This window comes from Aestuariivirga sp., assembly GCF_020252395.1.
Taxonomy (GTDB): domain Bacteria; phylum Pseudomonadota; class Alphaproteobacteria; order Rhizobiales; family Aestuariivirgaceae; genus Aestuariivirga.
This window is the reverse complement of sequence record NZ_JADCDB010000004.1, coordinates 20,092-32,134: the sequence shown is the minus strand read 5'-3', so window position 1 is coordinate 32,134 and position 12,043 is coordinate 20,092. Positions and strand designations below refer to the sequence as shown.

Genomic DNA, 12,043 nt, shown 5'->3' with positions numbered 1-12,043 from the left:
CATGCTATGGACCCGGTCCATGACCACGCTGCTGTCCACCCTCGAAGCGCTGCCGCGCTACATCCCCAACGACCCGCGCCCCTCGCTCGTCGGGCTGACGCGCGAGGGCCTGGCGGAGGCCATGGGCCGCGCGGGCGTGCCGGAAAAGCAGCGCCGCATGCGGGCAGGCCAGGTGTGGCACTGGCTCTATCACCGCGGTGTCACCTCCTTCGCCGAGATGACCAACATCGCCAAGGACCTGCGCCAGCGCCTCGACGAGACCTTCATCATCGGCCGCCCGGAGATCGTCACCGAGCAGACCTCGACCGACGGCACAAAGAAGTGGCTTCTGCGTCTGGCCCCCGACGGGCGCGGCGCGCGCCACGAAGTCGAGATGGTCTATATCCCGGAGGAGGATCGCGGCACGCTGTGTATTTCCTCCCAGGTCGGCTGCACGCTCACCTGCACCTTCTGCCACACGGGCACGCAGAAGCTGGTGCGCAACCTGACTGCCGGCGAGATCGTTGCGCAGGTGATGACGGCGCGCGACCGCGTCAAGGACTGGCCGCAGGACATCGAGGCCAATCCCACGCCCCCCTTGGGCGGCCGCTACATCACCAATGTCGTGCTCATGGGCATGGGCGAACCCCTCTATAACTTCGACAATGTGAAGGACGCGATGGAGATCGTCTCCGACGGCGAGGGAATCTCGCTTTCGAAGCGGAGGATCACGCTGTCGACCTCCGGCGTCGTGCCGGAAATCCCGCGGGCGGGCGACGAGATCGGCGCCATGCTGGCGATCTCGCTCCATGCCACCACCGACGAGATCCGCGACAAGCTGGTGCCCTTGAACAAGAAATACCCGATCGAGGAGCTGCTGGACGCCTGCCGCAAATATCCCGGCCTCTCCAACGCGCGCCGCATCACCTTCGAATATGTGATGCTGAAGGGCGTGAACGACAGCCTGCAGGACGCCAAGCGCCTGGTGCAGCTCCTCAAGGGCATTCCCGCCAAGGTGAACCTCATCCCCTTCAACCCCTGGCCCGGCACGCAATATGAGTGCTCCGGCTGGGACACCATCGAAGCCTTCGCCGAAGTGCTGAACCGCGCCGGCTACGCCTCGCCGGTTAGGACCCCGCGCGGCCGCGACATCATGGCGGCCTGCGGCCAATTGAAGAGCGAAAGCCAGAAGCTGCGGGCCAGGGAGAGGTTGCTCTAGCAGGCTGCTGAGCAGGCAGTTGCGGGCCAAACCCTCAGCGTGATAGGTGGCGGCCAGCAAGTCAACCAGGTGCCTCCATGTCCATGCAGAAAGTGAAGAAAGTCGTCCTCGCCTATTCCGGTGGCCTCGACACCTCCATCATCCTCAAATGGCTGCAGACGGAATATGGCGCCGAGGTCGTGACCTTCACCGCCGACCTTGGCCAGGGCGGCGAGCTTGAGCCCGCCCGCAAGAAGGCGGAGATGCTGGGCATCAAGGACATCTACATCGAGGACCTGCGCGAGGAATTCGTGCGCGATTTCGTCTTCCCCATGTTCCGCGCCAATGCCGTCTATGAGGGCGTCTACCTGCTCGGCACGTCGATTGCCCGCCCGCTCATTGCCAAGCGCCTGATCGAGATCGCGGCGGAAACGGGCGCGGACGCCATCGCCCACGGCGCCACCGGCAAGGGCAATGACCAGGTGCGCTTCGAGCTCACGGCCTATGCGCTGAACCCGGATATCAAAGTCATTGCCCCCTGGCGCGAGTGGAATTTCAAGAGCCGCACCGATCTCATCGACTTCGCCGAAACTCACCAGATCCCCGTCGCCAAGGACAAGCGCGGCGATGCGCCCTTCTCGGTCGACGCCAACCTTCTCCACTCCTCGTCCGAAGGCAAGGTGCTGGAAGATCCGTGGGTGGAGCCGCCTCCTTATGTCTACCAGCGCACCATCGCGCCGGAGGATGCGCCCGACAAGGCCACCACCATCGAGATCGAGTTCCTGAAGGGCGATCCCATCGCCATCGGCGGCGTGAAGATGTCGCCTGCGACGATTCTCACCGAGCTCAACCGGCTGGGCCATGACAACGGCATCGGCCGGCTGGACCTCGTGGAGAACCGTTTCGTCGGCATGAAGTCGCGCGGCGTCTACGAGACCCCCGGCGGCACTATTCTCCTGACTGCGCATCGCGCGATGGAGTCGATCACGCTCGACCGCGAAGCGGCCCACCTGAAGGACAGTTTCATCCCGAAATATGCCGAGCTCATCTATTACGGTTTCTGGTTCTCGCCGGAGCGCGAGATGCTGCAGGCGGCGATCGACAAGAGCCAGGAACACGTCGAAGGCACGGTGCGCCTGAAGCTCTACAAGGGCAACGTCACCGTGGTGGGCCGCAAGTCGAAGAAGTCGCTTTACAGCGATGCGCTCGTCACCTTCGAGGATGACCGCGGCGCCTATGACCAAAAGGACGCGGCGGGCTTCATCCGCCTCAACGCGCTCCGCCTGCGCACGCTCGCGGCCCGCAAGCGCAACACGTAGAAGACAGGGAGACCGTCATGACCATCGCCGTTGTCGGCAGCATCAACATGGACGTGACGGCCTATATGTACCGGCTGCCGAAGCCGGGCGAGACGCTGCACGGCAAGGACTACATCGTGGGCCTCGGCGGCAAGGGCGCTAACCAGGCGGTGGCGGCGCGCAAGCTCGGCAGCGATGTCGCCTTCATCGGCCGCGTCGGGGCCGATGATTTCGGCAAGGGGGCCGAGCGCGCGCTCACGTCTTTTGGCCTCGACATGTCGCTCATCCGCAAGGATGCCGATGGCGCCACCGGCATCGCCATCATCAATGTCGGTGAGGGTGGCGAGAACTATATCTCCGTCATCGCCGGCAGCAATTTCCGCGTCGGCGTCAGCGATGTGGAGAAGGGCCGCGCCGCGCTGGAACAGGCGAAGGTCCTCCTCCTCCAGCTCGAAGTGCCGCTCGAAGCTTCGCTTGCCGCAGCCGCCGTCGTCCGCGCCCACGGCGGCGCCGTCATCCTCGATCCGGCCCCGGCGAAGGACCTCGATGCGTCTGTGCTGAAAGCCGTCGACATCATCACGCCGAACGAATCCGAGGCGGGCCTGCTGCTCGGCTGGCAACCGCAGACACCAGAAGAGGGCCTCAAGGCTGCGAAGGAACTGCGCGCCCGCGGCGTCGCCACCGCCGTCGTTAAGCTCGGCGGCAAGGGCCTCGCTGTCGCGGGCGAGGGGATCGAGAAGATCATCCCCGCCTTCAAGGTGACGCCCATCGACACGGTGGCGGCGGGCGACAGCTTCAACGGCGGCCTCGCCCATGCGCTGGAACATGGCCAGGGCCTCGAGTTGGCGCTGCGCTATGCAGCGGCCTGCGGCGCGCTGTCCACCACGAAGAAGGGCGCCGCCGAGGCTGCCCCGACCAGGGCGGAGGTCGAAGCCTTCCTGTCGCGGGCTTAATCCTCTTCCCGGTAGAGCTGCTGCGACAGCGCATAAAAGATCGAGGTGCTCCACGCAAAGGCGAAGAGACCCGTCACCGCCATGATCACCTCCAAGAGCTGCCACTGCTCCGGCAGCGTGTCAGTGACGAAGCCCACTGTGGTGTCGGTGCTGCCCGCCAGCAGCACGGCGTGGTGGGGGTTCGGCAGGATTCCCGGCCAGTAGAGAACCATCGACCAGATGAGGATCTGCGCGAGGTGCGACATCAGCAGAATCACGATGGACGCAAAGAACAGCAGATGCGCCAGCCCGCCGCGGGTCTGCGGCGCCCGCGGCCGCGGCTTCAGCCGTCCCATCGCCCGGGCCACCGTGCTGCCTCGAACCGCAATGCAGGTCGGCAGCGCCGCGCAGCCGGCGAGTATGCCGGGCGCATCGATGACGCCGGCCGGCCGATCCCGGATTTCTCCCCCCGTTCAGGATGTTTCCCGGGCTCTCCTCACACCACCTTCACCGTCTTTGGGTCCCAGCCCTTGGGTTCGGGATACTTCGGGTTCATCTCCTCCAGCGTCTCGCGCACGATGCGGGAGATGGCGGCGTTCCGCACCCAGTTGCGGTCGGCGGGGATCACGTACCACGGCGCATGGTGGGTGGAGCAACGGGTGAGTGCGGTCTCATAGGCCGCCATATAGTCGTCCCACAGCTTTCTGTCCTCGAGGTCTGCGGGATTGAACTTCCAGCGTTTCTCTGGCATCGCGATGCGCTCGCGCAGGCGCTCCGCCTGCTCGTCCTTCGAGATGTTGAGCATGAATTTCAGGATCCTGGTGCCGTTGTCGAAGAGCAGCTTCTCGAAGCCGTTGATCTCGTCATAGCGCCGCTCGATCACGTCCGCCGGCGCGAAGCCCCTAACCTTCACCACCAGCACGTCCTCGTAGTGCGAGCGGTTGAAAATGCCGATATAGCCCTTGGGCGGGCACACCTTATGCACCCGCCAGAGATAATCCTGGGCAAGTTCCTCGGCATTCGGCGCCTTGAAGGGCGCCACCTTCACGCCGAGAGGGCCGCAATGGTTGAACACGGCGCGCACCGTGCCGTCCTTGCCGGAACAGTCGATGCCCTGCAGGATTACGAGCAGCGCGCGCTTTCCTTCCGCGAACAGCCTGTCCTGCAGCGCATCGATGGCGGCGGCATCGCGGATGGTGTCGGCCTTGGCGGCCTCCTTGTCGGCGAAGCCATTTGCGGCGCGCGGGTCGCAATCGGACAGTTTGAAGCTCTTGCCCGGCTTCACCATGTAGCGCTCGCCGAAGGCCTTAAGTTTCTCAGCCATCTTCCACTCCGTCACAAAGCGCTCATCCTGTCACGGGCAAGGTTGAAAAGCCACCCTCGGGCCAGCCCTTGAAGCCGGGCTCCGGCTGCCCTATCCGTGTGTAAACGCCCGCACATCAGGATTTTCCGCAACATGCCCGAGTCCAACAAGGCCCAGATGGCCGCCGCCGCCTACCGCCTGCCTGCCATGGACCAGGACTTTCTGCTGGGCGACACCACGCGCGGTCTCAGGTTCCAGCTCGAATACCAGAAGGCGGAGGAGCACCTGCGCAAGTGGGGCGTGGCGACGACCGTCATCGTCTTCGGCTCGGCGCGGGTGAAGGCGGGTGAGGAGAACGGCTGGTATGACGCGGCGCGCGAATTCGCCCGCATCTGCTCGGAGGAGGGCGGCGCCAAGCTCGCGCACAACGGGCCGCGCCAGAACGTGATTGCCACCGGCGGCGGCCCCGGCATCATGGAAGCGGCGAACCGCGGCGCGCATGACGTCGGCGCACCCTCCATCGGCTTCAACATCACGCTCCCCATGGAGCAGGAGCCTAACGCCTATTCGACGCCCGACCTCACCTTCCGCTTCCATTACTTTGCCATGCGCAAGATGCATTTCGCCATAAGGGCCGCGGCGCTGGTGGTGTTCCCCGGCGGCTTCGGCACCATGGACGAGCTGTTCGAAATTCTCACCCTGCGCCAGACCGGCAAGATGGACGACAATCTGCCCGTCGTGCTCTATGACTCCTCCTTCTGGAAAAGCCTCATCAACTTCCGGCATTTCGCCGACATGGGCATGGTCAACACGCGCGATCTCGATCTCTTCGGTTTCGCCGACTCTCCGCGCCAGGCCTGGGAGCAACTCGTCAAGCGTGGCCTCAAGGCGCCGGGAGCGAAAGCATGATCCGTCTCAAGTTTCATGGCGCGGCGCGCACCGTCACCGGCTCCTGCTACCTGATCGAGACGGAGAAAGCCAAGGTGCTCGTCGACTGCGGCATGTTCCAGGGCTCCAAGACCGAACGCGAGCTGAACTACCGGCCCTTCCCTTTCGATGCCGGTGCGATCGCCGCAGTGCTGCTCACCCACGCCCACATCGATCATTCGGGCGTGCTGCCGAAGCTCGTCAAGCATGGCTACAAGGGCCGCATCCACTGCACCGCTGCAACGGCCGACCTCTGCGCCATCATGCTGCCGGACTCCGGCAACATCCAGGAAATGGAAGTGAAGCAGCTCAACCAACGCCGCTCCAAGCGCGGCCAGGACGAGGTGGAGCCGATTTACACCCAGCAGGATGCGATGGACTGCCTGACGCAGTTTGAAGGCCATGCCTATGAAACATGGATCTCGCCGGCCCCCGGTATCCGCGCGCGTTACTGGAATGCCGGCCACCTTCTGGGCTCTGCCTCGATAGAGGTGGAGGTGGAGCAGCAGGGGGCCAAGCCCGTGCGCCTCTTGTTCTCGGGTGATCTCGGTCCCGGCAACAAGATGCTGGAGCACGATCCGGAAGCCCCCGCCGATTTCGATTTCGTCGTCTGTGAGTCGACCTATGGCGGGCGTGACCGTTTCGAGCGCAGCGAGGACGGCCGGCGCGAGATCCTGGCGCGCGAGGTGAACGAGGCGGCGAAGAAGAAGGGCGCGCTGCTCATCCCCTCCTTCGCGGTCGAACGCACGCAGGAGCTGGTCACCGACTTGGTCAAGCTGATGGACAATGGTCAGGCGCCCAAGGCCACCATTTTCATCGACAGCCCGCTCGCCTCCAAGGCCACGGCCATCTTCGTCAAGCACGCCGCCGAATTGCAGCACGGGGGCGATCTCACCCGCGCCTTCACCTCGCCTTACGTGCGCATCACCGAGAGTGTGGAGGATTCGAAGGCGCTGGCCCGCTTCTCAGGCTTCCGCATCATCGTCTCGGCGTCCGGCATGTGCGAGGCGGGCCGCATCCGCCACCACCTCAAGAACCATCTCTGGCAGCCCTCCACCACCGTGCTGCTGGCGGGCTTCCAGGCCGAAGGCTCGCTCGGCCGCATCCTGCAGGATGGCGCCAAGTCCGTCACCATCATGGGCGAGGAAATCAGCGTCAAGGCGGCGATCCGCCAGATCGAGGATTACTCGGGCCATGCCGATGGCCCCGAACTCGTGCAATGGGTGAAGGAACGCCTTCCCATCGGCCGCTCGATCTTCCTCACCCATGGCGAGGAGGAGGGCCAGCGCGCCCTGGCGGATGACCTGCGCGGCTTGGGCCTCGCGCATGACTGCATCTTCATCCCGTCGCTCGATTCGGTCTACGATCTCTCGGGCGAGGCCTGTGCCTTCGTGGCGGAGGACACGCATCCGCGCATCGATCCCGCCATGGTTGCCCGCTTCGACAGCCACAACGACATGGCGGACCTGATCCTTGACATCAAGGACACGGTCGGCAAGGCCGGCGACGAGAAGGCCCGCGCCGTCATCCTACGCCGCCTGCGCCGCGCGCTCTTAGGGGGCGACGGCCTCGGCCCCGACGCCACGCGCCGCCGCCCGCCCGTCTCGGGCCCCTCGCGCCGCAGCCGGGGCTGGGACGAGGGCTGACCCCAAAACCATTTGGAACGATTGCCCTTTCGTGAAATATTCGTTCCAATGAACGAGGCCCTCTCCCCGCCACGCGACTTCGCGGCGCTCAAGGCGCTGATCGCCGAGCGCGCTCCCGCGCTGCCGAAGCGCCTCACCCAGATCGCGTCCTTCGCGCTGGAGAACCCGGACGAGATCGCCTTCGGCACGGTGTCCTCGATCGCCGGGCAGGCGGAGGTGCAGCCCTCCACGCTGGTGCGCTTCGCTCAGGCGCTGGGCTATCGGGGCTTCTCCGACATGCAGGGGATATTCCGCTCGCGTCTGCGTGACCGCATTCTGAATTATGACGAGCGGCTGCAGCAGCTGCGCGCCCATGCCCAGGCGGCATCGAAGCCGAACGTTATCTTTCACGGTTTCTGCGAGGCCTCGGCGAAGTCGATAGCGGCGCTGCGCGAAAAGCTCGACCCCCACGACCTCGACCGCGCGGTGGAGCAGCTGGCGGGCGCCGAGATGCTTTACCTGATCGGCCTCAGGCGCTCCTTTCCCATTGCCTCCTACATGGCCTATGCACTGGGTAAGCTCGGTGTGCGGGCCATGCTCGCCGATGCCGTGGGAGGCCTCGCGGCGGAGCAGATCACCTTTGCCGGCCCGAAGGACGCAGTGCTGGCCATCTCTTTCACGCCATATGCCGCGGAGACCGTCAGCCTCGCCCGTGCGGCGGCGGAGAAGGGGGTTCCGCTGGTAGCCATCACCGACAGTCCGTTTTCGCCGCTGGCCCAGATCGCCGGATTGTGGATCGAGATTTCGGAGGCCAACTTCGAGGGCTTCCGGTCGATGGCCGCAACCCTCACGCTGGCCATGACGCTGACCGTGGCCATCGCGGAACGGCGCGGGCGCGGGGCCTGACTTCCGCCATGAAGTTGGCGGAAGAGGCCCAGGTTACGGCAAGCGGACCGATCCACATCGATGATCACCATTCCTGACCATTATGCGGCCCTGGGGATAGACCCAACGGCGGATCCGGAGGTGATCGCCGCCGCTTACCGGGCGCTGGCCAAGAAGTTCCACCCGGACACAGGCGCTGCTGCCGGCACCGCCGATGCCGAGCGTTTCGAGGCGATCCAGCAGGCCTATGAGGTGCTGCGCCGGCCCGAAACCCGCCGTGCCTATGATCTTGAGTTGCTCGCTGCCACCGAGGCGGAGCTTCAGACCCACATCGCCTCCAAGCGCCGCCTGGCGGTGCGCGGGCGTGGGCGCGCCGCAGCACCCCTGCCAGATCTGGGCGACATCCGCCCGGTGCCCGTAACGGGCCCCGGCGGCCCTGGCGAGAAGCCGGCGCCGCACCGCCGCCAAGCCACGCGCATGCACTTCGCTATCCCACTGGTGCTGGTGCTGCTGCTGGGCGGCGGCGCCTGGCTGTTCCTGCCCAGGGGGCCGGATGCATCGCCGCGCCCGTCTCCCTCGCCGCCGCAGGTGGCGGCCGTGACGCCCGCGCCGCAGCCTCAGGTGGCCGCTGCCATACCCGCGCCGCAGCCGCCGCAGCCGGCTGTCATCAAGCCTGCTAGTCCGGTGGCCCCTTCCGCCGTCGAGCCGCAAACGAATTCTGCCGCCGGCCAGCCGGTCTTCGGCTCCACCGGTGCGATGGAGGCGGCTGATGCTCCGGCTGCTGCCGCAACCGATGTCCCTGCGGCCGCGCTGCCGCCGCTTCCCAAGGCCCGGCCCGCCGCAGCGGCGCGCCAGGCGCAGCAGCAGAAGCCGGCCCAGCAGCCATCGAAGCCGCGGCAGCAGAACCTGGCAGCCCAACGGCCGCCGCCCGCCCGCCTCGTCTACGAGAACCCGCCGCAATATTACCCTGAGCAATATTACCCTGAGCAATATTACCCGGAGCCCGATGGCTATCCGCCCCCGCCCCCCGGCCTGGAGCCGCCGGGCTTCGGCCCCGAAGCCTATGCGCCGCCCGGCTATGACCCTGGCTTCAACCCCGGCCGCGGCCCCTATCGCCTGGTGATCTTCGAACGCCTGCCCGGCCGTCAGGCCACCGCGTGGAGCGCCGGCGCCCTCTTCAAGTCGGCCGGCAAATGCACCAGGCAAGGCGTCAAGGCCGTGCTCCGCCGCACCTACGAACTGGACACCTACGGCGGCGGCACCCGCGTCTGGTATGAGTGCCAGCGGTTGACGCAATACTGAGCCCGAATCTCCCCCGATTCAGCATCGCCCACCACCCAGACGGCCACCCCAGCCTTCACTTGAAACATCGGTCCGTCACTTGAATCCATGACGCTTGAATCCGTCCCCCGTGAGCAATTCCCAAGCCATTGATTTCATAATCTAATTGCGTCAATCGAAGTCTTAGATTTTGCAGGAAGCGGGTCGGTCGGTTTGGGTTCCTTGCAAATTCATTTTGCGATTCACTGCGGTCACCATGCGCGATTCACTCTGCCGTGAGATCGGCGGAGGACCCGGGGATGAAGCCACGTGAGCGGCGCGATACGGGAGAGATGAAAGTGTTCCGCGGCGTGGTGTAAAAGCGCCGGCCTTCGGAGAGGTCCGAGCTTTATCAGGCGGCCACGGCGCGCAACTTGATGATCGTATTCTCGGTAATGCGGGCCAGCGTTTCAAGAGACATGTAGCGCCGCGCGACACTATCCACCGCAAAAACAAAATCACAAAAATCAGGGCATGATTGAGTGTTTTTTAGCAGCCTGCCAACCGCATTCGGTTCCATCAGCCGTTTTCGTTGGCTGGCCGTGAGGAAGGTTCGTCCGCGAGCCTGCCGGTCGGCGGCTGTCTGTCCATGACCGGCGCGCGCCGGCCCCGCCACGGCGGGACCCGTGTGGGTCAGGACATCGCACCTTCTGGCCGCCCGGCCTTTCGTTCACGTCCTTCGGGACGGCCAACCAACGAAAGGAAACGACGATGGGCCCCGATATATACGCCTTCGCAACCCGCACCGCGCCAGCCACGCCGGTCGGCTTCAACGCCGGCGAGTGCCACGACCTCGCCCACTGGCGCAAGCATCCGAACCATCCATGGCTGGATGGAGCATCTCTACCGCGCCAAGGGCGGCACGGCCAAGGACTTCAACTGCGTCAACCTCCAGCTCGACGCGGCCGATCTCGACGCGCTGGAACATGCGATCCGCTCGCGGACGCTGCCGACGACCAGGGGGTCTTCTTTGGCCGGACCGATGGCTCGGAGTACGGCGAAGATCTCACCTTCATCGCCCGCGCCCGCGCGGCTTTGGCCCAAGGCGAGGCCGACTACTATACCTCGTGGTGGTAAGCCGCTTGGCCCGACACGCATCTCCCGCTCCGGCGGGAGGAGCTTTTTCCTTCTCTGCTTTACCCGGATGCTGATGTTGTCAGCCAGGGCGTCGCCATCCTGGGCAAGCCTCGCATTCAGGCCCCGGTAATCGATATGGTGCGGTGTTCGGTCGGACGCTGCAGCATCTCCAGAAGCGCAGCCGCGACGGCCGCACGCGGTATCTTGCGGAGGACACTGGTTTCGGGCCCGGCCTCCGACCAATCCTGTCCGGCTTCGTCGTTCAGGGCCGTCGGGCGCAGGATCGTCCAATCGAGCCCGGATGCCCGCAAGAGAGCTTCCGCTGCCGTGTGGTCCCGGTATCCGATCCGGATATTCGAAGTTGCGATAAGCGCCCTTATCCAGAAGGGAAGCTTGTTCCACTGGTCTCCTGCTCCGAAGCTGCTCATGTAAACGATCCGTTTCGGAGCATCAGGATGCCGCATCGCATCGATCAGCGCCGCCACGGTCCGGGAGCAGATGTCGGGCGGCGAAACCAGCGGCGCCCAGGGTGACCGGGTCTTTCGATTGATCCCCATCGTCACGATGATGCTGTCTGTCCCTGCCACAGCACGCCGCAGTTCAGGTGCTGACCCGAAATCCGACACCTCGATTATGGAGTCGGCGGCCGTTCCAAGCCGGGCCGCATCACGAACGACGGCAAGTGTGGACATGCCACGAAGCTTTGCCAACCGAAGCACCTGCTGACCCGTCAACCCGCTTGCCCCGACGACAGCGATCCTCATGAGCGGCCTCTCCCGGCATATTGCGGCGCCAGAACAAGATCGAACTGCGCGCGATCAACACCTTCGCCCCTGCTCAGGATGACAGCCATCCGGTCTTGCAGACCGGGATCGGAAACCCGCTGGAAAAAGCTGTCGATGCTGTTGCGCGGTTCATCGGCGAACCACATCTCCGTGGTGAACGCCTCGGCCCCTGCGACCTTCACCAGAACATGAATATGCGCGGTCCGGCGAATCAAACCCAGATAACGGTCATAACCGTTGGGACGAATGGTTTTGAAGCTGTAGCGCCCTTCGCCATCCGTTTCGGTCATGCCGAAGCCGGCAAAGTCCGGATCAGACGCTCCCCCGTCTTCGACGAGGTAGATATTCCTGGCGTTGACCGACCAGATCTCAACGACGGCGCCGGCGAGAGGCCTCCCCGTCACATCCATCACGCGGCCCGAAATCAGAATGTGCCTGCCTTCGGCGCGCCCTTCTGGCCGGGTGCGGGTCAGGTCGTTTGTCAAGGGCTTGGGAAGTGTGGTTCTTGCGGGAAGAAACGGAAGACCGGACGGCTCCCTCGGATAGAATGGTCCAGCGGTCAGGAAAGGGGTTGGGGCCAATGTGTCTGAGGCCGACAGCCTGCCGGGCAGCAATGGAGCCGTCACGGCGGCCAGGATGTTCTTCAAAAGGGTGCGTCGACTGTTCAAGGTAAGCTCCTTCTCAAGGACACTCTTGAATATGCCGTATGATCGA

General features: G+C 64.9%; 12 protein-coding genes. 7 read left to right on the top strand and 5 right to left on the bottom strand.

Features of this window, described 5'->3' with window-relative positions:
- Positions 1-19 precede the first annotated feature (19 nt).
- The 3 genes from rlmN to rbsK all read left to right on the top strand — a co-directional run bounded on the left by rlmN (position 20) and on the right by rbsK (position 3,428).
- Complete coding sequence (gene rlmN, locus IOC82_RS03530; protein ID WP_290544802.1) at positions 20-1,198, top strand: 23S rRNA (adenine(2503)-C(2))-methyltransferase RlmN; 1,179 nt, start codon at positions 20-22, stop codon at positions 1,196-1,198.
- 77 nt (positions 1,199-1,275) lie between these two features.
- Complete coding sequence (locus tag IOC82_RS03525; RefSeq protein WP_290544801.1) at positions 1,276-2,496, top strand: argininosuccinate synthase; 1,221 nt, start codon at positions 1,276-1,278, stop codon at positions 2,494-2,496.
- A 17-nt stretch (positions 2,497-2,513) separates the two neighbouring features.
- Complete coding sequence (gene rbsK / locus IOC82_RS03520) at positions 2,514-3,428, top strand: ribokinase (protein WP_290544800.1); 915 nt, start codon at positions 2,514-2,516, stop codon at positions 3,426-3,428.
- Here the strand turns inward: rbsK and IOC82_RS03515 are convergent.
- On the bottom strand, positions 3,425-3,763 hold the full coding sequence (locus IOC82_RS03515; RefSeq protein ID WP_290544799.1) for a hypothetical protein: 339 nt from the start codon (positions 3,761-3,763) through the stop codon (positions 3,425-3,427). The genes rbsK and IOC82_RS03515 overlap by 4 nt on opposite strands.
- Positions 3,764-3,903: 140 nt before the next feature.
- Complete coding sequence (locus IOC82_RS03510) at positions 3,904-4,731, bottom strand: polyphosphate kinase 2 family protein (RefSeq protein ID WP_290544798.1); 828 nt, start codon at positions 4,729-4,731, stop codon at positions 3,904-3,906.
- Positions 4,732-4,863: 132 nt separating this feature from the next.
- Here IOC82_RS03510 and IOC82_RS03505 point away from each other — a divergent pair, with 132 nt between their 5' ends.
- From IOC82_RS03505 to IOC82_RS03490, 4 genes are read left to right on the top strand one after another with little or no spacing between them, the layout of a single operon-like run.
- Positions 4,864-5,619, top strand: a complete 756-nt coding sequence (locus IOC82_RS03505; RefSeq protein ID WP_290544797.1) for an LOG family protein — start codon at positions 4,864-4,866, stop codon at positions 5,617-5,619.
- Entirely contained in the window at positions 5,616-7,283 is a 1,668-nt protein-coding gene (locus IOC82_RS03500) for an MBL fold metallo-hydrolase (RefSeq protein WP_290544796.1), read from the top strand. Before IOC82_RS03505 ends, IOC82_RS03500 begins: the two co-directional genes overlap by 4 nt.
- 48 nt (positions 7,284-7,331) lie before the next feature.
- Positions 7,332-8,168, top strand: coding sequence for a MurR/RpiR family transcriptional regulator (locus tag IOC82_RS03495; protein WP_290544795.1), 837 nt, complete (start codon positions 7,332-7,334; stop codon positions 8,166-8,168).
- Positions 8,169-8,228: 60 nt separating this feature from the next.
- On the top strand, positions 8,229-9,449 hold the full coding sequence (locus tag IOC82_RS03490) for a J domain-containing protein (RefSeq protein ID WP_290544794.1): 1,221 nt from the start codon (positions 8,229-8,231) through the stop codon (positions 9,447-9,449).
- 370 nt (positions 9,450-9,819) lie between these two features.
- Here the strand turns inward: IOC82_RS03490 and IOC82_RS03485 are convergent, their stop codons facing one another.
- The 3 genes from IOC82_RS03485 to IOC82_RS03475 all read right to left on the bottom strand — a co-directional run bounded on the left by IOC82_RS03485 (position 9,820) and on the right by IOC82_RS03475 (position 11,997).
- On the bottom strand, positions 9,820-10,083 hold the full coding sequence (locus IOC82_RS03485; RefSeq protein WP_290544793.1) for a hypothetical protein: 264 nt from the start codon (positions 10,081-10,083) through the stop codon (positions 9,820-9,822).
- Between the two features lie 577 nt (positions 10,084-10,660).
- A complete protein-coding gene (locus tag IOC82_RS03480) occupies positions 10,661-11,308 on the bottom strand; it encodes an NAD(P)-dependent oxidoreductase (RefSeq protein ID WP_290544792.1) in 648 nt (215 codons plus the stop codon).
- Complete coding sequence (locus IOC82_RS03475; RefSeq protein WP_290544791.1) at positions 11,305-11,997, bottom strand: hypothetical protein; 693 nt, start codon at positions 11,995-11,997, stop codon at positions 11,305-11,307. Before IOC82_RS03475 ends, IOC82_RS03480 begins: the two co-directional genes overlap by 4 nt.
- Positions 11,998-12,043: the final 46 nt, after the last annotated feature.